The organism is Acuticoccus yangtzensis (assembly GCF_001927245.1).
GTDB classification, from domain to species: Bacteria; Pseudomonadota; Alphaproteobacteria; order Rhizobiales; family Amorphaceae; genus Acuticoccus; species Acuticoccus yangtzensis.
Map to the genome: position 1 here is coordinate 45,647 of NZ_MJUX01000005.1, position 24,724 is coordinate 70,370.

General features: G+C 68.5%; 19 protein-coding genes and 2 tRNA genes. 10 read left to right on the forward strand and 11 right to left on the reverse strand.

Features of this window, described 5'->3' with window-relative positions:
• Positions 1-85 precede the first annotated feature (85 nt).
• Genes BIX52_RS23275 through BIX52_RS13645 form a run of 4 tightly spaced genes read left to right on the forward strand, consistent with a single transcriptional unit; the run spans position 86 to position 4,275 of the window.
• The gene (locus BIX52_RS23275) at positions 86-1,399 is read left to right on the forward strand and encodes a hypothetical protein (protein WP_075221645.1); all 1,314 of its coding nucleotides are present in this window, start codon (positions 86-88) and stop codon (positions 1,397-1,399) included.
• Positions 1,389-2,354, forward strand: coding sequence for a glycosyltransferase (locus tag BIX52_RS13635; RefSeq protein ID WP_075221646.1), 966 nt, complete (start codon positions 1,389-1,391; stop codon positions 2,352-2,354). Before BIX52_RS23275 ends, BIX52_RS13635 begins: the two co-directional genes overlap by 11 nt.
• Entirely contained in the window at positions 2,351-3,616 is a 1,266-nt protein-coding gene (locus BIX52_RS13640; protein ID WP_075221647.1) for a glycosyltransferase, read from the forward strand. Before BIX52_RS13635 ends, BIX52_RS13640 begins: the two co-directional genes overlap by 4 nt.
• Positions 3,613-4,275, forward strand: a complete 663-nt coding sequence (locus tag BIX52_RS13645) for a hypothetical protein (RefSeq protein WP_075221648.1) — start codon at positions 3,613-3,615, stop codon at positions 4,273-4,275. Before BIX52_RS13640 ends, BIX52_RS13645 begins: the two co-directional genes overlap by 4 nt.
• 306 nt (positions 4,276-4,581) lie before the next feature.
• Here the strand turns inward: BIX52_RS13645 and BIX52_RS13650 are convergent, their stop codons facing one another.
• Both BIX52_RS13650 and lipB read right to left on the reverse strand, forming a co-directional pair.
• Entirely contained in the window at positions 4,582-6,606 is a 2,025-nt protein-coding gene (locus BIX52_RS13650) for an NAD(+) synthase (protein WP_075221855.1), read from the reverse strand.
• 130 nt (positions 6,607-6,736) lie between these two features.
• Positions 6,737-7,429 carry a lipoyl(octanoyl) transferase LipB gene (gene lipB / locus BIX52_RS13655; RefSeq protein WP_075221856.1) on the reverse strand — a complete coding sequence of 231 codons (693 nt, stop codon included), beginning with the start codon at positions 7,427-7,429 and terminating at the stop codon, positions 6,737-6,739.
• Positions 7,430-7,638: 209 nt separating this feature from the next.
• Here lipB and BIX52_RS13660 point away from each other — a divergent pair.
• The 4 genes from BIX52_RS13660 (at position 7,639) to BIX52_RS13675 (ending at position 11,253) form a co-directional block, all read left to right on the forward strand.
• Positions 7,639-7,723, forward strand: a tRNA-Leu gene (locus BIX52_RS13660).
• Positions 7,724-8,045: 322 nt separating this feature from the next.
• Positions 8,046-9,416: a magnesium transporter gene (gene mgtE, locus BIX52_RS13665; protein ID WP_075221649.1), complete on the forward strand. Its 1,371-nt coding sequence runs from the start codon at positions 8,046-8,048 to the stop codon at positions 9,414-9,416.
• 106 nt (positions 9,417-9,522) lie between these two features.
• On the forward strand, positions 9,523-10,521 hold the full coding sequence (locus BIX52_RS13670) for a LysR family transcriptional regulator (protein ID WP_075221650.1): 999 nt from the start codon (positions 9,523-9,525) through the stop codon (positions 10,519-10,521).
• 243 nt (positions 10,522-10,764) lie between these two features.
• A complete protein-coding gene (locus BIX52_RS13675; RefSeq protein ID WP_075221651.1) occupies positions 10,765-11,253 on the forward strand; it encodes a hypothetical protein in 489 nt (162 codons plus the stop codon).
• 245 nt (positions 11,254-11,498) lie between these two features.
• Here BIX52_RS13675 and gatB read toward each other — a convergent pair whose 3' ends face one another.
• The 4 genes from gatB to rpsD all read right to left on the reverse strand — a co-directional run bounded on the left by gatB (position 11,499) and on the right by rpsD (position 15,871).
• Positions 11,499-13,028: an Asp-tRNA(Asn)/Glu-tRNA(Gln) amidotransferase subunit GatB gene (gene gatB, locus BIX52_RS13680; RefSeq protein ID WP_083660262.1), complete on the reverse strand. Its 1,530-nt coding sequence runs from the start codon at positions 13,026-13,028 to the stop codon at positions 11,499-11,501.
• A gap of 92 nt (positions 13,029-13,120) precedes the next feature.
• Positions 13,121-14,149: a ribonuclease T2 family protein gene (locus BIX52_RS13685; RefSeq protein ID WP_083660263.1), complete on the reverse strand. Its 1,029-nt coding sequence runs from the start codon at positions 14,147-14,149 to the stop codon at positions 13,121-13,123.
• 40 nt (positions 14,150-14,189) lie between these two features.
• Positions 14,190-15,092 carry a cation diffusion facilitator family transporter gene (locus BIX52_RS13690; RefSeq protein ID WP_075221653.1) on the reverse strand — a complete coding sequence of 301 codons (903 nt, stop codon included), beginning with the start codon at positions 15,090-15,092 and terminating at the stop codon, positions 14,190-14,192.
• A gap of 155 nt (positions 15,093-15,247) precedes the next feature.
• The gene (rpsD, locus tag BIX52_RS13695; RefSeq protein ID WP_075221654.1) at positions 15,248-15,871 is read right to left on the reverse strand and encodes a 30S ribosomal protein S4; all 624 of its coding nucleotides are present in this window, start codon (positions 15,869-15,871) and stop codon (positions 15,248-15,250) included.
• Positions 15,872-16,220: 349 nt separating this feature from the next.
• Here rpsD and BIX52_RS13700 point away from each other — a divergent pair, with 349 nt between their 5' ends.
• Entirely contained in the window at positions 16,221-17,648 is a 1,428-nt protein-coding gene (locus tag BIX52_RS13700) for a cytochrome P450 (RefSeq protein WP_075221655.1), read from the forward strand.
• Positions 17,641-18,636, forward strand: coding sequence for a lysophospholipid acyltransferase family protein (locus tag BIX52_RS13705; protein WP_075221656.1), 996 nt, complete (start codon positions 17,641-17,643; stop codon positions 18,634-18,636). Before BIX52_RS13700 ends, BIX52_RS13705 begins: the two co-directional genes overlap by 8 nt.
• Positions 18,637-18,817: 181 nt before the next feature.
• Here BIX52_RS13705 and BIX52_RS24025 read toward each other — a convergent pair whose 3' ends face one another.
• From BIX52_RS24025 to BIX52_RS13730, 5 genes are all read right to left on the reverse strand, one after another.
• Complete coding sequence (locus BIX52_RS24025; RefSeq protein ID WP_342743834.1) at positions 18,818-20,296, reverse strand: hypothetical protein; 1,479 nt, start codon at positions 20,294-20,296, stop codon at positions 18,818-18,820.
• 349 nt (positions 20,297-20,645) lie between these two features.
• On the reverse strand, positions 20,646-22,145 hold the full coding sequence (locus BIX52_RS13715) for a tripartite tricarboxylate transporter permease (protein WP_075221657.1): 1,500 nt from the start codon (positions 22,143-22,145) through the stop codon (positions 20,646-20,648).
• Between the two features lie 3 nt (positions 22,146-22,148).
• Positions 22,149-22,616: a tripartite tricarboxylate transporter TctB family protein gene (locus tag BIX52_RS13720; RefSeq protein WP_075221658.1), complete on the reverse strand. Its 468-nt coding sequence runs from the start codon at positions 22,614-22,616 to the stop codon at positions 22,149-22,151.
• A gap of 576 nt (positions 22,617-23,192) precedes the next feature.
• A complete protein-coding gene (locus BIX52_RS13725; RefSeq protein WP_245803200.1) occupies positions 23,193-24,155 on the reverse strand; it encodes a Bug family tripartite tricarboxylate transporter substrate binding protein in 963 nt (320 codons plus the stop codon).
• 482 nt (positions 24,156-24,637) lie between these two features.
• Positions 24,638-24,713, reverse strand: a tRNA-Ala gene (locus tag BIX52_RS13730).
• Between the last annotated feature and the right edge of the window lie 11 nt (positions 24,714-24,724).

The following is a 24,724-nucleotide window of genomic DNA, read 5'->3' on the forward strand; positions in this document are numbered from 1 at the left end:
GGCGACGTCCTCGAGGAGACCGCGATTGACCGGGTCTGCCGCCCCTTCCCCGCTAGCCCCTTCCACGCTTGCCTCTAGCGGCGCTTTGGGCAACCCCGCCGCGACGGACGGGCCGGTCGTGGTGACCTCGCTGAACCCCTTCGCCAAACTCGGCCTGCAGCGCCGCTGCCTCGACCGCTGGGCCGACCTCGGCCTCGACACCTTCACAGCCAACGTGGACGCGGAGGCCGAAAGGCTCGTTGCGGCGGGACTGTCGCCGGAGCGCATCCTCACCGTGCAGACGGACGACAGCGGCGCGGTGCTGCACGGCAAGCCTGTGCCGCTGATCCGCCCGCTGCTGGCGCGCTGCGCGACCCGCTTCCCCGGCCGCAGCCTCATCCTCACCAACTCGGACATCTACCCCGCAGCGCGTGATGCCGGGGTGATCGGCCTCTTCATGGCGCAGGCGCCCATCGCCGCCCTGGTGCGCGAGGATACGGCGAGCATCGAGAGCGCCAGCTTCGCAGCGCGCGCGCCCTACCGCGGCGGCCTCGACGTGTTCGCCATGACGGCGGAGCGCCTCGCCGCGCTGAACGATGCGCTGACCGGCATCGAGGCGGCGGGACTGATGGCCTTCGGCATTCCGGGCTGGGACTATCTGATGGGCGCGCTCACCCTCTCGCTGGGCGGTGCGATCATGGACTCCGGCCTGCTGCTGCACGAGAGGCACGGACCGACCTACGCCAACGTCGACGCCTTCTTTCCCTACGTTCCGGCGATGGCGGCGCTGAAAATGGCGGAGGGGCCGAGCGCGGCGGAGGCGGCGCACCAGTTCTACCAGCGCATCGAGCACGAGTGCCGGATGAGTGCCGCGGCCACGCGCCTCGCCCGGCTGAAATATTATCGCCAGCCGCTGGCGCAGACGACGCCCCAGGCCCGCCGCGTCGTCGCCCAGTTCCTGGCGCTCGCCCCGTTTGCGGCGCCGGTGGTCAATTTCGCGGCGCTGACGGCGCTCGCCGACGATCTGCGCGGCGAGCCGCCGGGCGCGCGGGCCGACATGGAGCGCGTTCTCAACCTGTTCGACGGCGGGGCAGGGCTGCACGCCGCCTTCCGCGAGGCGCTGTTGGCGACGCTCTTCGCCCGCCTCGCCCGCGCCGGGTTGGACCCGCCGCCACGCGCGCCCCGCGCCACTGATGGGCGCCACATCCGCGCCGTGCGCCGCCTCTCCGAAGCGGGGGAGCAGGATTTCGCCACCGAACGCCGCGCCGTCGCCCGCCTTTATGCGGCCGAGCGCGGCGGCCACGGCCTCCACAACGCCGACCTTTTTGCCCACCTCATCGCCTCGGCCGACAACGCGGCCGAACGCACGCTCCTTACGCTTCTGGACCCCGCCGCCGACATCACCCGCCATGCTGCCTGAGCCTCTCTCCCCCGCCGCCGTCCTGCCGTTCGAGTCCGGCTTCCGCATGGAGCGGGGGGCGGACGACCTCCCCGGCGTCTCCATCGTCATGCCGGTCTTCAATGCCGGGCCTTATCTGGAACGCACCATCCGCAGCCTCTTGATGAACGACCTCACCGGGTGCGAGCTGATCCTGATGGACGGGGGCAGCCGCGACATGACGATGGAGGTCGTCGCCTATTATCGCGAGCATTTTGCGCTGGCGGTGTCGGAGAAGGACGACGGGCAGTCCCATGCCATCAACAAGGGGATGGCGAAGGCGACCAAGCCGATCCTCACCTGGCTGAACGGCGACGATCTCATCCTGCCCAACCGGCTGAACGCGGTTCGGGCGGCGTTCCGCGATGCGCCGGGGACGCACGTCGTGGTGGGGAACGCCTACCTCACGGAGCTGGACCTGTCGCCGATCCACCGTTTCACCTACGCGCCGGAACAGCTCACCTTCGCCAAGCTCCTGAACTATTCGATGCACCATCTGGTGCAGCCGAGCGTGTTCTTCTCGCGCGAGGCGTGGCGCACCTGCGGCCCGGTCAAGCAGGAACTGGACTATGCGATGGACGCGGATCTCTTCCTCGCCATGGCGGCGCGCTACACCTTCCGTCACGTCCCGCTCGACGTTGCCTACAGCGTCTACCATGCCGAGTGTAAGACGCGAAAAAAGCGGGCCGAATCGCTGGCGGAGCTTGCGATGGTGCAGGCCCGTCACGGCGGGTTCGCGGAGGCGGGGGTGACGCTCGGCCAGCTCGTCACCCTCTACAACGACGCCAAGGCGGCGGCGGACGATCTCGCCGACGCTGCGGGCGCGGGGACCGATGCGGCGCTCCTCACCCGCCGCCTCGCCGCCGTGGCGCGTGAGAAGCGCGAGACGCAGCGGCTCCTGCTGGAGCGCGCCGGCGACCGGATCGGCGGCCGATGACGGAGTTCGGCATCCGGCCGCCGCGTGTCGCCGTCCTCTCCAGCGCGCCGCATGGCGGGGCCGGGATCGCCGCGCGCCGGCTGGCCGATGCGCTGGCGGCGGAGGGCGTTGCGGCCGACTTCATCGACATCGCGGGGATTGGGGAGAGCGTGCCGGAGGATGCGCGCCCATCCCGCTCCTTCTCCAACCGCACGATCAGCGATGCGCATTTCACCGTGGAGTATCCCGGCTTCTGCCGCGGCTGGCTGGTGGAGATGCTGGCGGACTACGACATCGTCAACGTCCACTGGGCGCTGGGCCTGATCGCGCTGGAGGAGCTGGCGGCGTTGGCGCGGCGCGGTGTGCGGCTGGTCTTCACGCTGCACGACTTCCACTATGTGACGGGCGGCTGCCACTATCCGGCGACCTGCACGCATCTCGGCCTCGGCTGTCACGCCTGCCCGCAGCTCGACCGCGGGCTGGCACCGCTGACGGTTCCGCCGCGGGCGCGCCGCTTCAAGGCCGCGCTGTTCGCGCACCCCAACGTGGCGCTGACGGCGCCCAGCCATTTCGTGCGCGACGGGGCGGTGGCGAGCCGCATCGTGCCGGCGGACCGGGCGCATGTGATCCGCAACGCCTACAGGCCGCTGAAGGCATCGGCGGCGCCGCGCGACCCAGGCTTGGTGCGGCTGGTGCTGATCGCCGATTCGCTGTCGGAAAGGCGCAAGAACATGCGCCTCGCGCTCGAGTCCCTCGCCGTCCTGGCGGCGCGGCTCAAGGGGCGCGAGGGGCCGCGGCTCGTCGTCGACCTCGTCGGCGCCGGTGATCCGGAGACGGCGACGCTGATGGCGCGCACGGGGCTGGAGGCGGTGGCCCATGGGCGCATCGCCAACCACGCGGTGCTGACGGACATCTACCGCCGGGCGGACCTCCTGCTGACCCCGTCGTTGGAGGACAACTGGCCCAACATCCTGGTGGAGGCGGGCGTTTACGGCGTCTATCCCATCGTCGGCCCCGGCCACGGGTGCGAGGAGTTCGTCCGCGCCTTCGGGTTCGGCAGCGTCGCCGCGGCCTACGACGCCGCATCGTTCGCGGACGCGCTGGACGGGGCGATGCCGCCTGCGGCGCGGCGCATGCGGGGCGAAGCGGCTGCGGCGATCCGCGAGGCGCACGCCCCCGCTCGCATCGCGGCGCAATTCATGCGAACGGTCGCGCCCGGCCTCGCCGGTGCCCCCGCCGCCCCCGCCGTCTCCCTCCTCTCTGCCTCCGGTTCCTGGACGTGACTTCCCCCGATCTCGACGCCATCCGCGCCCGCTTCCGCACGACGCATCCGACGCACCCGATCTGCACCGCGGAGACGGAACTCCTGGTGGAGGGCTACCCACGCAGCTCCAACACCTTCACCATCGACATGCTGAACGTGTTGTCGGAGGGCGCGGGCGGGCACAGGCGCACGGCACACCACACGCACATGCGCGATCATGTGGAGCTGGGGCTGGCGCTGGGGGTGCCGACGGTGATCCTGGTGCGGCGCCCGGCGGATGCGATCCTGTCCTACCAGATCTATTCCGGCCGCCCGGTGGCCGACTGCGTCGCCGACTACGTGGCCTTCTATGACGGCCTTGCCGCGCGGGACGGCTACATGGTGGCGACGTTCGACGAGATCGTGGGCGATTTCAACGCCTTCCTGACGCGCCTCAACCCCCTCCTCGCGCGCCCGCTGCCGCTCTCGGCGGACCTTGAGGCGGACGCGGCGAAGGCGCATGCGCGCGACCTCGCCCGCGCCGAAAAGGTGCACGGCGAGCACGCGCTGCGCCGTGTCGGCGTTCCGGACGCGCGGCGTGACGGGTTGAAGGCGGCGGCGCGCCAGAGCGTGGCGGACGCGCTCGCCGCCGACCCGCGCCCCGACGCGCTCTATGACGAGATGCTGAAAAAGGCCTGACCCACACTGCCCCTTCGCGTCCGGCCCCGCGCAGAGGCGGCGAACACACGCCCCGCCGCAGCCTGTTCCCTGGAGCCTGCCGTCGCCCCAATCCCTTGGCGGAGACGGTGGTCCCTTGCCAAGGAGCCGCAGGCCGGCTTTAGCCGCTTGTCCTTGGGAAGGGGCCGCCGTCTCTGCCATGCGGTGCAGGGTGATGGCAGGATCCGGGGAACAGGCGGGCCGACTGTTCCTTGGTGGGACCCGAGCCCCTTGCGGCGCCGCACCACCCGACGGCCGTCGGTCAGCGCCCCGCGGCCGTGCCCCTTGTCAGGGCAGCACCTTCTTCAACTCGGCGAGCCACACCTCGGCGGAGGCGTCGGACGGGGCGCGCCAGTCGCCTCGGGGTGAGAGGGAGCCGCCGGCCGACACCTTCGGCCCATTCGGGATGGCGGTGCGCTTGAACTGGCTGAAGGCGAAGAAGCGGCGGATAAACACTTCCAGCCACTTGGCGATCGTGTCCAGGTCGTACTCGCGGCGGGCGTCGGCGGGGAAGTCGATCGGCCACAGCCCAGCGGTGGCGTCGCGCCAGGCGTGCCAGGCCATGAAGGCCACCTTCGAAGGCGGGTGGCCGTAGCGCATGGTGTGGAAGAGGAAGAAGTCGTGCAGCTCGTAGGGACCGATCTTCGCCTCGGTGTCCTGGATCTCCTCGATCTCGCTCGCCGGCACCAGCTCGGGCGAGAACTTCGTCGCCAGGACGTCGTTCAGCACGGCGTTGGTGTCGGCATCGAACTGGCTGGAGCGGACGGTCCAGCGGATGAGGTACTGGATCAGCGTCTTGGGCACGCCGGTGTTGACGGCGTAGTGGCTCATCTGGTCGCCGACGCCGTAGGTGCACCAGCCGAGCGCCATCTCGGACAGGTCGCCCGTGCCGATGACGAAGCCGCCGCGCTGGTTGGCGAGGCGGAAGAGGTAGTCGGTGCGAAGCCCCGCCTGGACGTTCTCGAAGGTGATGTCGTAGGCGGGTTCCCCGTCCGCGAAGGGGTGGCCCATGTCGGCCAGCATCTGCCGCGCGGCGGGGCGGATGTCGATCTCCTGCGCGGTGACGCCGAGCGCCTTCATCAGCCGCCATGCGTTGGACTTCGTGGTGTCGCTGGTGGCAAATCCCGGCATTGTGAAGCCGAGGATGCGCTCGCGCGGGACGCTCAGCCGGTCGCACACCTTGGCGGCGATGATGAGGGCGTGGGTGGAATCCAGCCCACCCGAGACGCCGATCACCATGTTGCCGGACCCGGTGCGCTCATAGCGCTGACGCAGCCCCTCCACCTGGATGTTGAAGGCCTCGTAGCAGTCGAGGTCGAGATGGCTTTCCCGGTTCGGCACGTAGGGGAAGCGGCGGATCGGGCGCATCAGGCCGATGTCGGCGGCGGTGGGCTGGTGCGCGAACGCGATCCAGCGGAAGTCCCCCGGCCCGCCGAGCGCCTCGTTGGCACCTTCGGCGAAAGTGGGGGTGGAGATGCGCTCACCCTCGATGCGGCCGGTGTCGATATCGGCGATGGCGAGTTGCGGCTCCAAGCTGAAGCGGTCGGCCTCGGCCATCAGGTCGCCGAGCTCGTAGATGGCGCCCTGCCCGTCCCAGGCGACGTCGTTGGTGGATTCGCCCGGCCCCGCCGCGGAGTAGGCATAGGCGGCGACGGCGCGCTGCGACTGGGCGCGGCACAGCGCGTGCCGGTCGTCCGCCTTGCCGATGGTGATGTTGGAGGCGGACAGGTTGGCGAGGATCGTGGCGCCCGCCAGCGCGCCGTAGGATGACGGCGGGATCGGCGCCCACACGTCCTCGCAGATCTCGACGTGGACGACGAAGCCCGGCAGGTCGCTGGCGGCGAAGATGAGGTCGACGCCGAAGGGCACGGCCTCGCCGCCCAGCGTCATCGTCTCGCCGGTGACGTTGCGGCCGTGGGCAAACCACCGCATTTCGTAATATTCGCGGTAGTTCGGCAGGTAGGACTTCGGGACCACGCCGATAATCTGGCCGCGCGCGATCACCACGGCGCAGTTGTAGAGGCGGCCCTTGTGGCGCAGAGGGGCGCCCACCAGGAGCACCGGCGTCAGGTCGGCGCTGGCGGAGGCGATCTCGCCCAGCGCGTCCTCCACGGCGCTGAGAAGCGCTGCCTGATGGAGCAGGTCGTCGATCGCATAGGATGACAGGCAAAGCTCGGGGAAGATGAGGAGGTCCACGTTGGCGGCGCTGGCGCGGCGGGCCTCGGTGAGGATGGCGTCGCGGTTGAAGGCGACGTCGGCCGGGCGGCCGTTCGGCGTGGAGGTGGCGACGCGCACGAAGCCGTGGCGATGCATGGCGAAGAAGTTGGCGCTCACCCGGCGGCTCCCCGAAACATGACGTGCGCCGGGCGCGAGAGGGCGGCCGGCGTCACCGCTGTGGTGGCCGATTTTCACCGCCGCCGCAAATGCTTCCCGCGCGGGCCGTTCAGGCGGGCTCGGCGGGAGCCTCGACGACGAGGGGCGGCGCCGCCGCCGTGGGACCGAAGCGGGCCTCGAAGGTCTCGCGCAGCACCATGTCCACCTCCTCCATGGAGACGATGCGGCCGAGGGCGGCCAGGCTCGTCACCCCGTGGCCGCGGATGCCGCAGGGAACGATGCCGTCGAAGTGGGTAAGGTCCGGCTCGACGTTGAGGGAGATGCCATGGAACGTCACCCAGCGGCGCACGCGCAGGCCGAGGGCGGCGATCTTGTCCTCGCCCGACCCGTCCGGCCGCACGACCCACACGCCGACGCGACCGTCACGGATCTCGCCGCGCACGTTGAAGGCGGCCAGGGTGTCGATGATCCAGCCTTCCAGCTCGGCGACGAAGGCGCGCACGTCGCGCCCCCTCTGGCGCAGGTCCATCATCGCGTATCCGACGCGCTGGCCGGGGCCGTGATAGGTGTACTGGCCGCCGCGCCCGGCATCGAACACGGGAAAGCGATCCGGGTCGACGAGGTCTTCGCGCCGGGCGCTGGTGCCGGCCGTGTAGAGCGGCGGATGCTCCAGAAGCCACACCGCCTCGCCAGCGCTCCCGTCGGCGATGGCGGCGGCGCGCGCCTCCATGGCGGTCAACGCGGCGGCGTAGTCGACACGCTGGTCGGAGATCATCCAGGCGGTGGGTGCGGTGCTCGGCATGCGGCGAATGTCGGCGACGGGCGGGTTCAATGCAAGCGGCGGCGTCCCTCCGCTTGCGCGCGTCTGTGGTGCGTGGAGCGAACGGGCGTCAGACGACGGCACGGTCGGCCGGACACCAAAGTTTTGCACAGGCTGGTCCGGCGCTGATTTTCCTCCACCAAGGGCCTAGACGCCCCGGAAAACGGGTGCTACATCGCCACCACTCCGGCGCGGTCGTGGCGGAATTGGTAGACGCGCAGCGTTGAGGTCGCTGTGGGGCAACCCGTGGAAGTTCGAGTCTTCTCGACCGCACCATCACACAGATGATGGTCTCGCACCGGAGCAAAGGATGGAGAAGGCTTAGCCTTCACCCCATCCCCTCTTCAGCTCCCCTTTGATTTGTAGCGCACGCGGCACAAGTTTGCCGAAAAGGCATCCGCCTTTTGGGTGGAATGCCGCGCTGAGCCGTGGCACACACCGCAAGCCTAGGCTTTGATTCTGGTCCGGATACCCGGCTTGACGGACCCGCGGACCCGTGCGGCGGCCGAGCCCCTCACGGAACCAGAACGCCCGGCAGCAGAACGAAACGAGGGACCGGCGTTCGCCGAGCGTCAAAGATCGAGGGGAACGCGACCGGATGTCCGACACGTTGACCGACGACGAAGCCAGCGTCACCGACGACCTCATCGGCCGCGTGCGCGAACTCGTCGCCGCCGACGACCGGGACGGCCTCAACGCGGCGATCGAGGACCTCCACGAATCCGACCTCGCCGAACTCATCTCGCGCATGGAGCCGGACGAGCGCGTCGAGTTCGTGCGCATCCTCGGCCGCGCCTTCGACTTCACCGCCCTCACCGAGGTGGACGAGAACGTCCGCCTGCACATCCTCTCCGAACTCGCCCCGACGGATGTTGCCGACGGCCTCGCGGACCTCGATTCGGACGACGCGGTCTACATCCTCGAGGACCTGCCGGACGAGCAGTCCGAGGCGATCCTGGCGCAGCTTCCGTTCGCGATGCGCCACCGCCTCAAGCGCAGCCTGGACTTTCCCGAAGAGTCCGCCGGCCGGCGCATGCAGACGGACTTCGTCGCGATGCCACCCTTCTGGACCGTGGGCCAGGTGATCGACACCCTGCGCGACGAGATGGACCTGCCGGACCGCTTCACCGAGATCTTCGTGGTGGATGCCGCCTTCCGCCTCCTCGGCACGGTGAAGCTCGACCGGCTTCTGCGCAGCCAGCGCCGCGTCAAGATCACCGACATCATGGACGAGGACCCGCGCACCATCCAGGCCGAGGAGGACCAGGAGGAGGCCGCGCGCATCTTCCAGCGTTACGACCTCCTGTCGGCGGCGGTGGTGGACGATTCTTCGCGTCTCGTCGGTATCCTCACCATCGACGATATCGTCGACATCATCGAGGCGGAGGCGGAAGAGGACATCCGCGCCCTCGCCGGTGCCGGTGACGCTGAGCTGTCCGATACGCCCTTCTACGTCGCGCGCACCCGCATCCCATGGCTGATGATCAACATGGCGACCGCGTTCCTGGCGTCCGGCGTCATCGCCGTGTTCGACGGGACGATCGGCGCCATGGTGGCGCTCGCGATCCTGATGCCGGTGGTGACGGCGCTGGGCGGCAACGCGGGCATCCAGGCGATGACGGTGACCGTGCGCGCGATCTCCCAGCGCGAGATCTCCAAGCGCAACATCATCAAGGTGGTGATGCGCGAGATCGCCGTGGCGCTGATGAACGGCAGCGCGGTGGCGCTGTCCGTGGGCGTCATCGCGGCGATATGGTTCGCCAACATTGAGCTCGGCGGGGTGATCGCGGTGGCGATCGTCGTCAACATCATCTGCGCGGGCTTCTTCGGCGCAACGCTGCCGATGCTGCTCGACCGGGTCGGGGCGGACCCGGCGGTGGCCTCCTCCGTCTTCCTCACCACGTTGACGGACGTGATCGGCTTCTTCGCCTTCCTCGGCATCGCGAGCTGGTGGTTCACGCTGGGGTGAGCGGGGCTGCGACCGGCGCGGCCGCGGGCGACACACATGCAACGGCGGCGCTTGGCGTTTGGCGCGCAAAGCGTCATGTGTTGGGGATGAAGGGGAACCCCGCGCCATGATGCGGCTGTTGCGCATCCGAGACCTCGAATATTTCATCGCCATCGCCGAGCATGGATCGTTCTCGCGCGCGGCGCAGGCGTGCGGCATCTCGCAGCCCACCCTGTCGGCCCAGGTGCGGCGGATGGAGGACCTCCTCGGCGTCACCCTGCTGGAGCGGCGCCACGGGGCCACCACCATCACCACCGAAGGGGCCGAGGTGCTGGCCGCCGCGCGCGAGATCCTGGACGCCTTCCACCGCGTGCAGCGCACGACGAAGGGCGACGGGGTGATCCTCGGCCGCCCCATGCGCTTCGGCGTGCTGCCGACGATCGCACCCTACTTCGCGCCGCATTTCCTCGGCGCGCTCGGCCGCATGTGCGACGGGCACGAGATCACCTTCGTGGAGGACCGCACGGACCAGCTCGAGGCGGGCGTGGCGTCCGATCATCTGGACTTCGCCATCACGGCCACGCTGCCCCGCGCGCGGGCGCTGACCGCGATCCCGCTGGGTGAGGAAAGCCTCGTCCTCGTGTCGCGCGATCCGCTGCCGGACGGGATGTCGCTGGATGCGATCAGCCGGCCGCTGCTCCTGATGCAGGAGGGCCACTGCTTCCGCGAGGTGGTTTCCGACGCGATCCGCCGGGCGCAGTTGAGGTGCGATGTCGCGGGTCCGGCGCGCATCGGCCCCTCCTCCTTCGCCACCCTCGTCAGCCTGGTGCGGGCAGGGATCGGCGACACGATCCTGCCCGAGCCCTATGCGCGCGGGGCTCCGGAGGCGGTCGCGGGCTTGTCCCTGTCGCGGCTTCAGCCCTTGACCGAAGGACGGCAACTCTACGTCATCGTGCGCGCGGGGCGTGAGCGGTACCGGGACGTGACGCGGCTGGTGGACGCGGCGCGCGATGCGCACCGGCTGGCGAGCGGCATCGCTGAAGATGCGGATGATGCGGCCGTGCCCCCAAAGGTGGGCGACCCGATGCCGATGCGCGCCGCCGCCGCCAAAGCGCCGGCACGCTGACCCCAACGCGCTCTGCCCTGCGACCGATGAGCGGGGCCAGGGAACACCTCGCGCAAGATTGCTGTTCTATCTTCGACCATGCGGGGGCCCGATGTTCCGGCCTCGCGCTTGGCCCGTTACCGCGCACTTTGCGCGGCGTCGGGGGCATGGCCGCGTGCCATGCGCTGTGTTGGGGCATGGCCGCGTGCCGTGCGCTGTGTTGGGGCATGGCCGGGTGCCGTGCGCTGCGTTGGGAGAGATGGGATGCAGGAGTTCATGCTGGTTTCGCTGGTCGTTGCCGCGGCGGCCGCTGCGTGGCTGATGCGCCGCTCCGCCGGCTTGGCTGGCCCCGCCACTGCGCCGCGCCGCCCCGCCTTCGCCGCGGTCTCCGCCGCCCCGCAGAACGACCCTCTCGCCGCATTGGCAGGTCCTCTCGACACGGTGGCTCTGCTGCTGCGGCTGGTGTCGGCCGACGGGTGGGCCGAGGCGCGTGACGAAGCCGTGTCCGCGCTGCGCCAAGTGGGCAACCGCCGCGACGTCGCGCGCGCCATCACCAAGGCCGAGCGCCTGGCCGCCGATGCCGCCGAGAAAGACGCGGTACGGACCGTGGACGCGCTGACGGCGAGCCTGCGCCGCCGCATGGACCGCGCCGAGCTCGCCTGCATCACCGAGATGGTCAGCCGCGTCGCCTACGCGGGCCAGAACTCGGCGGCCCGCGCCAGCCGCGCCGCCGCCCTGCTGCTGAAGGGCTGAGGCGGGGCCGTCCGGTCGAGGTCGGCGGCCTGCGAGCAGGGACCGCAAATCGGCATCGGCGGGTAGACCGGCGTCCAAGAACAGGCGCCTGTGAACATCTTCGAGCGACCAAATCGCTGGCGGACGCTATCGCGAGTGCCTAGGTCGCTGGCGGCCCTAGACGGTGGTCGCCGGATCGCTTTCGTGAAAATCGCGAGGCCGGGGTCATGCCCCCGGCACCCTGCTTCCGGTTCGCGGGACTCGCCCTACTCGATGCCGAGCTTTTCCCGCACGATGCCCTGGACGGCTTTCGGGTTCGCCTTGCCGCCGGTCGCCTTCATCACCTGGCCGACGAACCAGCCCGCCAGGTTCGGCTTCTCCTTCGCCTGCGCCGCCTTGTCCGGGTTGGCGGCGATCACCTCTTCCACCGCGGTCTCAATGGCGCCGGTGTCGGTCACCTGCTTCATTCCGCGGGTCTCGACGATCTCCGCCGGGTCACCGCCCTCGGCCCAGACGATCTCGAACAGGTCCTTGGCGATCTTGCCGGAAATCACGTCCTGGCCGATCAGATCCAGGATGCCGCCGAGCTGGGCGGCCGACACCGGCGCATCCTCGATCGGCGTGCCTTCCTTGTTGAGGCGGCCGAACAGCTCGTTGATCACCCAGTTCGCGGCGGTTTTGGCGTCGCGCCCCTCGGCCACCGTCTCGAAATAGGCGGAGGCGGCAACGTCGGTCACCAGCACCGAAGCGTCGTAGGGCGACAGGCCCAAGGTGTCGATATAACGGGCGCGGCGCTCGTCCGGCAGCTCGGGCAGCGAGGCCTTCAGCCGGTCCACGGTCTCCTGCGGAACAACCAGCGGGAGAAGGTCGGGATCGGGGAAATAGCGGTAGTCGTGCGCCTCTTCCTTGGAGCGCATGGAGCGGGTCTCGCCGGTGCGGGCGTCGAACAGGCGGGTCTCCTGGTCGATGCTGCCGCCGTCCTCCAGGATGCCGATCTGACGCCGCGCCTCGTACTCGATCGCCTGGCCGGCAAAGCGGATGGAGTTGACGTTCTTGATCTCACACCGCGTGCCCAGCGGCCCGCCGGGCTTCCTCACCGATACGTTGATGTCCGCGCGCAGGTTGCCCTTCTCCATGTCCGCGTCGGAGGTGCCGAGCGTCTTCAGGATGAGGCGCATCTTGGTGAGGTAGGCGCGCGCCTCGTCGGCGGAGCGGATGTCCGGCCGCGAGACGATTTCCATCAGCGCCACGCCGGAACGGTTGAGGTCCACGGACGAGCGGCCCTGGTGCAGATCGTGCACGGACTTGCCGGCGTCCTGCTCAAGATGCAGCCGCTCGATGCCGACCACGATGCGCTCGCCGGACAGCATGTCGACGATCACCTCACCCTCACCGACGATCGGGTGGGCGAACTGGCTGATCTGATAGCCCTGCGGCAGGTCGGGGTAGAAATAGTTCTTCCGGTCGAAGCGGGAGACGAGATTGATCTTGGCGTTGAGGCCGAGCCCGGTCTTCACCGCCTGCTCCACGCACGCTTTGTTGATCACCGGGAGCATCCCCGGCATCGCCGCGTCCACCAGCGAGACGTGGTCGTTCGGCGCGCCCCCGAAAGCGGTCGCGGCGCCCGAGAAAAGCTTCGCGTTGGACTGGACCTGCGCGTGAATTTCCATGCCGATGACGATTTCCCAATCGTCCAGCGCGCCCTTGATATACTGGGACGGATCGGCCTGGCGGGCCCCGAGGACGTAAGGCGCGGCGGCGGACTCGGTCGCGGCGGCAGTCTCGGCAGCGGTCATGAACAATTCCTTGAATTCACGTCTAGCGCGGCCACGAAGCGGCGCGCGCGGCACACTTAGGCGCAACAGCCGCGCCGTTGCAACGGGATCGCTCAGTCCTGCAGCCCGGCGGGGTCGATGGTGAACGTCCTTTTGCCGTCGCAATTGCGGGCGAGGCGCTCGCGGCGCGGCAGCGGGTCGGCCGCCAGGATGAGGTCGCCCAGCGAAACACCGCGCGCGACCAGGCCCTTAAGCTCGATCCGCAATTCACGCATGAGGATGACGCCCCGGTCACGCTGGCAGGTGACGGCGACCCGCTCCCCCGCCCCCGGCCCGAAGGCGCGGGCGAAGGCGGCGGTGATTTCATCCAACGTAACCGTGCGGCCGATGCGCGATTTGAAGAAGCCGCCCACGGGCGAGGCATTCAGCGCTTCCACCAGGCGGATCGCGTCGGCGAAATAGGTCTCCGCGCCGCCGGGCGCCAGATAGCAGGTCCCGTGTTTGCTCCACTCGTGATCGTCCAGCCCGGCGAGGGTGCCCGGCATCAAGGGGGCGAGCCGTGCGGCCGTGGCGCGCGAGAGGGACGGCGCCAGGATACGGGCCCCACGGTCGTCGCCGAAGCAGCTTCGGGCCTTGCCCGCAGCGCCACACCAACAGCCGCTTTCTGGCCAGAGGCCATGGAGAGAGAAGCGGCCATTGGCGTCGGCGAAGCGGCCCTCGGCGAGCGCCCGGCAGTCACGCGCGCCGGGCTGCCCCTCGCAAAAGGCCGGCAGCCAGGTGACGGCGAGGACGTTTTCCGCCGATTGCCGCGTGGTGGTCGCAGCCGGCCGCGGGGTGGTGACGGCCGGCGCAGCGCCCGCGGCCGCATGGGTGCCGCAGCGGCGCGCCACCCAGCGCAGCCGCGGCTCGGGCGCTCCCGGCACCAGGATGCGCCAGAAGTCACCGGCCACCTTGTTGATCTCGCGCACCTCGTAAGTGCGGCCGGGCTCGGTGGTCACGTTGCCGGGATTGGCGCCGGCGATGGCGCGCGAGGCGGGACAGGCTTGCGCGGCGGTGAAGACACCGTCGGCCGGGATCGCCTGCGCCGGAACCGCGGCGGCCGCGAGCACCACCGCGAAAAGAAGGCCTACTATTGCGCGCATCGTCGCCTCCTCCGCCGCGGATCGGCCCGCACCGCCCCGCTCACATCTCCACGAGATTTTCCTGCTTCGCCTTGTGCGCCGGCTCGACGTGGATGGAGATCACGCACTCACCCATTTCGCGCCGTATGGCGGCTTCCATCTGATCGCAGATCACATGCGCCCGCGCCACCGGCATCTCGCCCGGCACCACCAGGTGAAAATCAACGAAGGTGCGGCGCCCGGCGTGGCGCGCCCGCAGGTCGTGCGACTCGATCGCCCCGTCGCTGTTTTCCAGGATCGCCTTGCGGATGCGGCTGAGATCCTCCTCCGGCGGCGCCGCGTCGAGCAGACCGCCAAGACTCTCGGTCACCAGCGCGAAGCCGGACCGCAGAACGTTGACCGCGACGACGGCGGCCAGCAGCGGGTCGAGAATGGACCAGCCCGTCAGCACCGCCAGCACCAGGCCGACGGCGACACCGGCCGACGTGATCACGTCCGCCATCAGGTGCTTTCCGTCCGCGGCCAAGGCGGGCGAGCGCAAGCTGCGTCCATAGCGCATCAGGACCACGGCCCACACCGCGTTGATCGCCCCGGCGGCGAGGTTGACCGCGAGGCCGCTCCACGGCGCGTCCAGCGCTATGGGGCTCATGACGGCGAAGAAGGCTTCGCGCAGGATCAGCGCCGCCGCCAGAACGATGAGCGCCCCTTCCAGCACCGCGGACAGATATTCCGCCTTGTGATGGCCGTAGAGGTGGTCCGCATCGTCCGGCTGGGCGCTCCAGCGCACGGCGACATAGGCCGCGATGGCCGCACCGATGTTAACGATGCTTTCAAGCGCGTCCGAAAAAAGCGCGACGCTCCCCGTCATCCACCAGGCGAGGAGCTTGATGGCGAAGACGACCATGCCGACGGCGATACTCGCCCCGGCGATCGTTCCGATTCCGGCCCGCGTGCGGTTGATCATGGCGCGATCTCCGGTCGGCTGCGGCTTGGTCTCGACGGTGGGGGCGCTCCGCCTCGCCGACCCGTCAGCCGTCCTGCAGCTCTGACACCCGCTCATAGAAAAAGGCCGCACGGTGTGTGCGGCCTCCCCGTCGCATCGTCGAAGGACGCCGGCTGTTAGCGCGAGTAGAACTCGACCACCAGGTTGGGCTCCATCTTCGCCGGATAAGGCACGTCACCCAAGGTGGGGACGCGGGCGTAGGTGGCCGTCATCTTGGAGTGGTCGGCGTCGATATAATCCGGCACGTCACGCTCGGCGAGGCCGACCGCCTCGAGCAGCGCCAGGAGGTTCTTCGACTTGTCCCGCACCTCGATCAGGTCGCCCTGCTTGCAGCGGTAGGACGGGATGTTCACGCGCTGACCGTTCACCTTCACGTGACCGTGCGAGACGAACTGACGCGCGGCGAACACGGTGGGGACGAACTTGGCGCGGTAGACGATCGCGTCCAGGCGGGACTCCAGCAGGCCGATGAGCTGCTCGCCGGTGTCGCCGCGGCGACGGACCGCCTCGTCATAGATGGCGCGGAACTGCTTCTCGGAGATGTTGCCGTAGTAGCCCTTGAGCTTCTGCTTGGCGCGCAGCTGCGTGCCGAAGTCGCTCATCTTGCCTTTGCGGCGCTGGCCGTGCTGGCCGGGGCCATATTCGCGGCGGCCGGGGCTCACCGGGGACTTCGGGCGTCCCCAGATGTTTTCGCCCATGCGGCGGTCGATTTTGTACTTCTGCGAATGTCTCTTCGTCATCTGTCACGTCTTTGGGTGCGCGAGACGGCCCATCCGCCCCGCGGCCGCACGAAACGGCTTGGAAAGACGCCCCTCCTCTGTATCCTTCGCTGTGCCTGAACAGGCGGGAAAGACACTGACAGGGCCTTGGCGGACGACCGCCGCGGCCCACGGGTGCGTTCTCGTTCTCCGGTGGAGAGCGCCCCACATAACGGCACGGCCTGCAAAGGTCAACCGCGCGGCCGAGGCGCGGGGCGGCGTAGCGGCGGGCCGCGCCACGATGCGTCCGCCGCCTCAGCGGCACCGCACCTTGAAGCGGCGTTTAACGCATGGCACTAACCCCGCGTTCCGCCGGGAGAGTTCGACCCTTATGCACCTGTCCGATGAGACCATCAGAACCCACGGACTCGCAGACAGCTTCATCCCGCCCTTCCCGCACCGCTACGTCGAAAAGTTGTCGGTCTGGAAGCGGATCAGGCTGGGGTCGAAGAACCTCCTCGCCACCTTCCGCGTCTACGACTTTCAGAACAAGCGCATCAAACAGAGCTTCCTCGGCCACACCCTCCACGTCTGCAACCAGCCCGAGGGCGTGCGCGAGACGCTGCACCAGCAGGCGGCGGTGTTCGAGAAGAAGTCGCCCGTTCAGCGCCACACGCTGCAGCCGCTGCTGGGCGACGGACTGTTCGTTTCGGACGGCCGCACCTGGGCTGAGCGGCGCAAGATCGTCGCCCCCATCGTCCACGGCCGCCGGGTCGACGTGTTCGCCCCCATCATGTCCGACGTCGCCGCCGAGTGGTGCGAGCACTGGACCCGCGCCGGTGACGGCGCCACCCTCGACGTGCTGTTCGAGATGGGCGAGCTGACGGCGGAAATCATCTCGCGCACCATCTTCGGCGCCAAGCTGGGGCGGGAGAACACGCACGAGATCATAGCCGGGTTCGCGGCTTACCAGAAGTCCATCCAGGTGCTGGACTGGCTGACGCTGCTCGACCTGCCGGACTGGCTTCCGCGCTTCCGCAGCCGCCGCACGCTGCGCGCCCGCGACCAGGTCCACCGGGTGATCGACGCCATCATCACCCGCTTCAAGTCCGGCGATGTGGACGAGCGGGCCGTCATCCGCAGCCTGTTCGAGGCGCGCGATGCGGAAGGCGCGCCGCTGACGATGACGGCGATCCGCAACGAGGCCATCGTCATCTTTATGGCGGGGCACGAGACGACGGCCAACACCCTCGCCTGGGCCTTCTACCTCATCTCCCAAAGCCCGCGGGTGCGTGAAAAGCTGTTCGCGGAGGTGGACGCGGTGCTGGGCGGACGCACACCGACGCTGGACGACGTGGAGAGCCTGCCCTTCACCCGCGCGGTGATCGAGGAGACGCTGCGGCTTTATCCGCCGGTGCCGCTGCTCGGTCGCACCGCAACCGGCAAGGGGACGCTGCTCGGCAATTCGGTGGAGCCGGGGGACCTCCTCATCGTCGCCCCGTGGCTGTTGCAGCGCAACAAGGACGTGTGGTCCCTGCCCGACCATTTCGTGCCCGAGCGGTTCGTGCCCGGTCTTGCGCCGCGGCCGAACAAGTATGCCAACATCCCCTTCGCCAGCGGACCGCGCGTGTGCCCCGGCATGGTGTTCGCGCTGACAGAGGCGGTCATCTGCCTCGCCGCGCTGGCGCAGAAGTTCGACGTGCGGCTAGCCGAGGGCGTGACGGTGGAGGCAGATTGCCGCCTGACGCTGCGGCCGACCTCGCCGCTGAAGATGACGATCCACCACCGCGCCACCGCACACGAGCGCTCCGTTGCGTAACAGCGAGATCCCCTGGGCGGCGACCTATGCGCCTGAGCCCGTCGCCCCGCCGCTCGGCGACATGTTCTCCAGCGACCCGGCGCTGAAGAAGGCTGCCAGGCGCTTCCATATCGCCGACCGCGTTTATGGCGGCGGGAAGGTCGCACTGCACCGGCTGTTCAAGCTGCTGTCTCCCGAGGCCGGCTCGCATCTGGCCGGGCGCATCGTCGCCCCGCGCTCGCGCAGGTTCTATGGCGAGAAGCCCTTCATCCAGCGCATGGACCGCATGATCGGCCGGTTGCGCCCGGCGCTGGCGGACGATCCTGCGGCGCGCTCGGCGATCATCGACGCATGGTTCGAGAACACCGCGCGGGCGATGGCGGAGTTCTCCCAGCTCGAGGCGGTGGCGACGCCGCCGCGCACCACGGTCGAGGGACTCGACATCGTGCGCCGCCTGCAGGCGGAGGGCCGGTCCACCGTGATCACCACAGTCCACACCGGGATGTGGGAGATGGTATCCTACAACACCTCGCGTCATTTCAACGACTTGGGGACCGGTGCGTGGGCGCCGCAGACGAACCGGTTCGAGAATCGCATCGTCGCCACGACGCGCCACAAGCTCGGCATCAAGGTGCTTCCGGCGACGCCGAAGCTGGCGCGGCAGCTTTTCCGCATCCTGTCCGTGCCGGGGCAGACGATCGTTCTGGTGATCGACGAGCTGTCGGAAAAGCAGGTGAAGTTTCCGCTGTTCGGCCGGCCGATCGAGGAGAAGTGCAACTTCGCCTTCGCGCTCTACATGGCCCAGCGCACCAAGGCGGCGATCGTCCCGGTGACCATCACCCGCACGGGGCCGACGCGCTTCACCTACCGCTATTGCGAGCCGATCGAGGTCGGCCCCGGTGCGGAGGGATTTCAGGCCGCGGGGCAGGCGTTGAACGCGGTCTATGAGCCGCATGTTCTGGCTCACCTCGAGCAATGGTACATGCTGCACGAGCTCAAGCTGCCCTGAGGCGCTGCCCGCCTGACGGCGCCAGCCCGCGGCCGTGCCTGCGGGCGATGACAAGCCGCGGGTCTCTTCGGCACGATCGAAGGCACGCGACCAACCGGGTCCCGCGTTGTGCCATTCTTTGTCTCCCCGTCCGGCCGGAAGGCGGGCCGGCTGCGCGGGGACGCAGCCGGTGCCGGATGGGTCAGTTCCGCTCGATGAACTTGTGGAAGCGGCTGGTGCGGCCGGACTTCGTCTTCTCGCGGAACAGGAAGGCGAGCTTCTTCTCGTCGAATGCGCTGAGGAAGGTATCCCACTCGACCTCTTCCAATCCGTCGTCCGGCGCCTGAAAATCGATCCGCAGGATGCCGAGGTGGTCCTTGCTCGCCGTGTCCGCAACGTGGCAGGGGCGCCCGCCGCGGGCTTCCACCCATTCGCGGATCCGCGTGTGGTCGACGGTCTGGACCGCATCGTCACCGGGCTCGGCTTCGGCCTTGCGCGCCTTGCCGGCGGCTTCGTCCGAGGCTTTGGCGCCTGCGGCGGTGCTGGCCTTGGTGGTCCGTTTGCGCGTTTCGGCCGGTTTGGCCGCACTGGAGGATGCTTTCCGCGATGCCGCCGATTTGGCCGAAGCGGACTTCGCGTCTCCCGCGGTGTCCTTCGTCGCGGCTGATTTGCCGGACTTCGACGCCGCGCTTTTCTGCGCGCCGGCCTTCGACGGAGCCGCCTTGATGCCGGTTTTCGCCGCGGCCTTCGCACCGGTGGACTTCGCCGAGGATTTGGCGGCCGTCTTCGCCGTGTCGGCCTTGGCGCTGGACGCGGCCTTGCCTGCGGACGCCTTCGACGGGGATGCCTTCGTCTCGGCTTTGGCGGTCGACGCTTTGGAGGACGCCTTTGCCGGTGACGAGGACTTGGCGGTGGACTTGGACGGCGCAGCTTTCGTTGCGGATCCGTTCATCTTCGCCGGAGCGCCGTTCGACTTGGCCTTGGAGCCGGATGCCTTGGTGCTCGCGCTCGTCTTGGCACCGGACGACGCCTTTTGCGCCTTCGCGGACTGCTCCGGCGCGGATTTTGCGGCCTTCGCGGTGCTTGCCTTCGATGCGGCCTTTTCAGTCTTAGGCTTCGCGGAAGCCTTAGCCGTGCTCTTCGCCGCCGTGCTCTTCGCCTCCGTGCTCTTCGCCGCCGTCTTTTTTGCCCCGATCGACTTCGGCGCGGCGGCCTTGCCGTTCGCCTTGCCGTCAGCCTTGGCCGCGGCGGGCTTCGGCGCCGACTTCGTTTTTGCCGGGGCGTCTCCCTCCCCGGCTTCGACGAATTTGGCGAACTTGCTCGTCGCCCCCGACTTGGTGCGCTCCTGAAGAAGAAGGGCGAGATCGTACTCGTCCATCATCTTGAAGAAGTCGTCCCAGGAGATCGGGTTGAGCGTGTCGTTCCTGCGGCCGAAGTCGAACCGCAGAAGCGCGCCGGGAACACCGTTGTCCGCCGTGTCAGCCACAACTGCCGGACGGGCCTTGCGGGCCTCGGCCCATGCCACGATCCGGTCACGATCACGAGTCAGTTCAGCGTCGCTCATGAAGCCAGCCCTCCGCCGATGGCTCGAGGCCGGGTTCTCCCCCGCCTCGCAGATTAGAATGACAGATTTCCCCGGTAAGAACAGATATGAGGCCGTTAAGTTCGCCATCCGCGGCAAATTTCACGGATCGGGAAATACATCGCTGCGTTCCCGCCTCCCCACTCACACCGATCGACAGTCGATTTGCAATGTCACATGACATCCCAACCGACCAACACTGGCGATGCCCATTCGTTCCGCCCCGTCAGCACGTTACCGCGCGGCCGGCGCCACCGAATTGCGTATCGCTCTTATGCCGTAAGTAGCGCGCCTGCCTGGATCGAGGCTTGCGAGGACAGCCCGATCACGTTGACACGGCCGACGCATGACCGCCCCGGCGCGGGTGGAGCAGTACGGGCGGACAAGGGGCCCAAATAAAAAACCGCCGGCGATGCCGGCGGTTTCACTGTTGTCCATCGCGGCCGGCTCACGCCGCCGGGGCCATCCTCTTGCGGCGGGCGATGATGAGAAACAGGATCGGCACCACCCAAAGCGCGATCGTCACCACCCCGAGCCCGCCGGCGATCGGCCGCTCGAAGAAGGCCAGCATCGACCCGTCCGCCTTGATGAGCGACGTGATGAAGTTCTGCTCCAGCATCGGCCCCAGCACGAGACCCAGGATCGCCGGCGCCACAGGGAACCCGTTCTCCTCCATGAAGAAGCCGAGAACGCCGAGGCACAGCGCAATCACCACGCCGTACATGGAATTGGTGATGGCGAAGGCGCCCACCACGCAGAACATCAGAATGACCGGCATCAACACGCGCGGCGGTACACGAAGCGCCTGCTTGGACAGCTTGATCGCCAGCCAGCCGAACGGCAGCAGGATCAGGTTGGCGAGGAAGAAGACGATGAAGACCGCGTGGATCAGCTCCGGATTGTGGATGAAGATCGTCGGGCCGGGGTTCATGCCCTTCACATAAAGGACGCCGATCACCACCGCGGTGATGGAATCGCCTGGAATGCCGAACACCAGCGCCGGAATCCACGCCCCCGACAGCGCACCGTTGTTGGCCGAGCCCGCCTCCGCCAGCCCCTCTTCGTGGCCGGTGCCGAACTTCTCCGGCGTCTTGGAAAAGCGCTTGGAAATGGCATAGGAGATCCAGGCAGCGATGTCCGCCCCCGCCCCCGGCAGCGCGCCGATCGCCGTCCCCAGCACCGAGCCGCGCAGGCCCTGCTTCCAGTAGCGCTTCACGTTGGCGACCTGGCCGGAAAAGATGCCGGAGATCGCCCCCGCCTGCGGCTTGGGCGGCGTCGAACGGGCGACGGCGGCGCGCATCACCTCGGAGATGGCAAAGAGGCCGATCATCGCCGGGATGAAGGGAACGCCTGTCAGAAGCTCGTAGTCGCCGAAGGTGAAGCGCGGCTGACCGGCCGGATTGTCGATCCCCACCGTGGCGATGAGGAGGCCGATGAAGAGCGAGACGAGCCCCTTCATCGGCGACGCGGGCGAGATGAAGACCGCGCAGGAGAGGCCGAGGCAGACGAGCCAGAAATATTCGAACGACGAGAAGGAGAGCGCGAAATTGGCGAGGGTCGGCGCCGCCAAAACCAGCACCGTGGTGCCGAAGAGGCCGCCGATGACCGAGAAGATCAAGCTCGTGCCGAGCGCCTTCTCGGCCTGGCCCTTGCGCGTCATGGCATAGGCTTCGTCGCAGTAGGCGGCCGAGGCGGGCGTTCCTGGAATGCGCAGCAGACAGCCCGGAATGTCGCCGGAGAAGATCGCCATGGCCGTCGCCGTGACGATCGCCGCGATCGCCGGGACGGGATCCATGAAGAAGGTGACGGGGACGAGGAGCGCCGTCGCCATCGTTGCGGTGAGCCCCGGAATGGAGCCGACGAAGAGCCCGAACGCCGCCGACGCCGCGATGACGAAGAGAACGTAAGGGTCAGCGACCAGGAGAAAGGCGGTGGAAAGATCGCTCATGGCCTACCACAGGCTTGAAAGGATGCCGCGCGGCAGAGGCACGCGCAGGATGTTGCCGAACGCCCAGGCCACGGCATAGGTGGCGACGGGCGCGATGAGGAGGGCCGGGAGAACGCCGCAGCGGAAGGTCAGCAGCATGCCGAACATCAAAAGCGTGCCGGCGACCATGAACCCGACCGCGTGGGCGGTGAGGACGAAGGCGACGATGAGGATGACGAGGGCGAGGAGGCGCAGCCAGGAGCTGGGCGCGCGGCCCCACCCTTCCAGCGCGACCGTGAAGCCGCCGCCGCGGGCGACCCCGGTGATGACCATCACCGCGCCGAGACCGATGAGACAGGTGCCGATGGCGACGGGAAAGGTGGCCGCGCCGTAGGACTGGTTGGGAAGATTGGGCATCGGCCATGCCGTGATCGCCACGGCGAGGCCGAGGAGCACGACGAGCACACCGATCGCAGCGTCGCCAACGCGCATGATGGACACTCCAGAATTGAGGCGATGGGATGCGCCGCGGCGTGGCGGCGGTGGCGCATCGGTCTGCGTGGGCCGGCCATCCCGGCGCGGTCCGGCCCGTCCGGCAATGGCACAGCGGCGAAGTCCGGCGCCGCATTCTCCGGCTCGACGATCAAGACCCGCAGTCCCGGATCCGACGAGCGGCGCTGAAACGCGGCACGTCGGACGAAAACGGCACAGTGCCGTTAATCGGCGGCACGACCCGGCACAGGAATTGCGGATCGACGGTCAACGTCGGCCACTCGGGCGCCCCCTGGCAGAGGGAGTGTGCCGGAGTTGCCGACCGGACGGCCGATCACCTGCGTTGTCCCGCCCCACGAGCCAGAACCGTCACGGCTCAGGCTCAATTACCGGGCGCAACGGAAAGGATCGGGGAACAGGAACGCCGCGCGGCCGTGCGCTCTCTCGTCCGTTCGGCGCCGGTGCAGCGGGAAAAAGGCGAAGTCCGGCCCGATGCGAGGACCGCAGGGACCAGTCTCCGCCCCGCCGGACAGGACTCCGAGGCGGAACGGTGTCCGCCTCGGCCCCTCGGGCGCCCTACTGGGCGAGCCCGGCTTCCTTCATCACCTTGCCGAAGTCTTCGTCGGCCTTGCCCATGAAGGCGGCGGCATCATCGCCGGACTGCCACATCAGGCCGAACCCGCGGTCCTTCATGAAGGACTGGAACTCGTCGGAGTTGTAGGCGGTCTCGACCGCGGCTTCGAGCTTGGACTTCACGTCCTCCGGCAGGCCCTTGGGCGCAACGAGAGCGCGCCAGGCGGCGACGGTCCAGTCGGACGAGGTCGCTTCGGCGAGGGTCGGCGTGTCGGGGAAGAGCGGGCTGCGCTCGGCACCCATGTTGGCGAGTGCGCGCACCTTGCCGGCTTCGATCAGCGCGCGGCCCTCGGGCAGCGATGCGGTGACGATGTCGACACCGCCGGCGACCATGTCGGTCAGGCCGGGCGCGGCGCCCTGGCTCGGCACCCAGGTGACCTTGTTGGGGTCGACGCCTTCGGACATCAGCCAGCCGGCCAGGCCGACGTGCCAGATGCCGCCCTGGCCCGTGCCGGACGCCTTGAAGGTGCCCGCAGGCTCGGCCTTGATCGCGTCCAGCAGCTCTTCGACGGAGTCGTAGTCGGACGAGGCCGACACCATCACGCCCGCCGGATCGGCGTTGACGAGCGCCAGAACGTCATAGTTCTCGTAGGTGAGGTTGGTGAGGCCCTGGTGGTGCATCATGTTGATTTCGACGGTCATCACGCCGAGCGTATAACCATCGGGACGGGCCGAAGAGATCGCGGTGTGGCCGACGACGCCCGAACCGCCGGTGCGGTTGACCACGTTGACCGGCTGGCCGAGCTCGTTCTCCAGCAGCGTCGCGAAGATGCGGCCCACGGCGTCGGTGCCGCCGCCTGCGCCCCACGGCACGACGAGCTGAATCGGACGCTCGGGATATTCGGCAAAAGCAGGGGCGCTCGAAAGCCCGGCCAGCATCATCGTCGAAAGCGCAAGCGCCTTCACAAAACCGCGTCGTTCCACGGTATCCTCCCGGTTGAATATGGCGATCTTTTCTGTCGCCGTTGCATGCAGAAGAGCACGAGCCGGTCCCGAAGGCAAGATTGCCTAGGCGCCTCAATAGGTTCTCTTGCCGCAATGTAAGGATCGGGCGCTTCCGGCGGCACCTGCGAATCCGGCCGCTGACCAGAGCGGCGGCGCCGAAGACCGACCGCCCCGCCCGTCGCGACGCAGCACGATATTTCATTGGGTCAGAGGAATGGGTGCATAAATTGCCGGAACATGAAGGCCGTTCCGACTTCCGCGGGTGGCCTGCCGGCGCTCCCCGCGTCCGCCCATTTGCTCGACACGCCGACCCACACGAATCATGGGACGCAGCGAAACGCCACGACTCGACGGCGGCGAAACAGGCGCAAGCCCGTACCCGGCCTCAACCGTCGTACACATCAGCGGAAATGTTGGGGAAAATTCGTACCAGATCATTCTTCTGGTGGAGCCGAGGGGATTCGAACCCCTGACCTCTGCAGTGCGATTGCAGCGCTCTCCCAACTGAGCTACGGCCCCGTTCGCGCCGA

Excerpts from the sequence above, each read along its gene's own strand:
- BIX52_RS13635 (WP_075221646.1), top strand. The coding sequence starts at position 1,389 with ATGCTGCCTGAGCCTCTCTCCCCCGCCGCCGTCCTGCCGTTCGAGTCC.
- BIX52_RS13640 (WP_075221647.1), top strand. The coding sequence starts at position 2,351 with ATGACGGAGTTCGGCATCCGGCCGCCGCGTGTCGCCGTCCTCTCCAGC.
- BIX52_RS13650 (WP_075221855.1), bottom strand. The coding sequence starts at position 6,606 with ATGCATCGCCACGGCTTCGTGCGCGTCGCCACCTCCACGCCGAACGGC.
- lipB (WP_075221856.1), bottom strand. The coding sequence starts at position 7,429 with ATGCCGAGCACCGCACCCACCGCCTGGATGATCTCCGACCAGCGTGTC.
- mgtE (WP_075221649.1), top strand. The coding sequence starts at position 8,046 with ATGTCCGACACGTTGACCGACGACGAAGCCAGCGTCACCGACGACCTC.
- BIX52_RS13670 (WP_075221650.1), top strand. The coding sequence starts at position 9,523 with ATGATGCGGCTGTTGCGCATCCGAGACCTCGAATATTTCATCGCCATC.
- BIX52_RS13675 (WP_075221651.1), top strand. The coding sequence starts at position 10,765 with ATGCAGGAGTTCATGCTGGTTTCGCTGGTCGTTGCCGCGGCGGCCGCT.
- gatB (WP_083660262.1), bottom strand. The coding sequence starts at position 13,028 with ATGACCGCTGCCGAGACTGCCGCCGCGACCGAGTCCGCCGCCGCGCCT.
- BIX52_RS13685 (WP_083660263.1), bottom strand. The coding sequence starts at position 14,149 with ATGCGCGCAATAGTAGGCCTTCTTTTCGCGGTGGTGCTCGCGGCCGCC.
- BIX52_RS13690 (WP_075221653.1), bottom strand. The coding sequence starts at position 15,092 with ATGATCAACCGCACGCGGGCCGGAATCGGAACGATCGCCGGGGCGAGT.
- rpsD (WP_075221654.1), bottom strand. The coding sequence starts at position 15,871 with ATGACGAAGAGACATTCGCAGAAGTACAAAATCGACCGCCGCATGGGC.
- BIX52_RS13700 (WP_075221655.1), top strand. The coding sequence starts at position 16,221 with ATGCACCTGTCCGATGAGACCATCAGAACCCACGGACTCGCAGACAGC.
- BIX52_RS13715 (WP_075221657.1), bottom strand. The coding sequence starts at position 22,145 with ATGAGCGATCTTTCCACCGCCTTTCTCCTGGTCGCTGACCCTTACGTT.
- BIX52_RS13720 (WP_075221658.1), bottom strand. The coding sequence starts at position 22,616 with ATGCGCGTTGGCGACGCTGCGATCGGTGTGCTCGTCGTGCTCCTCGGC.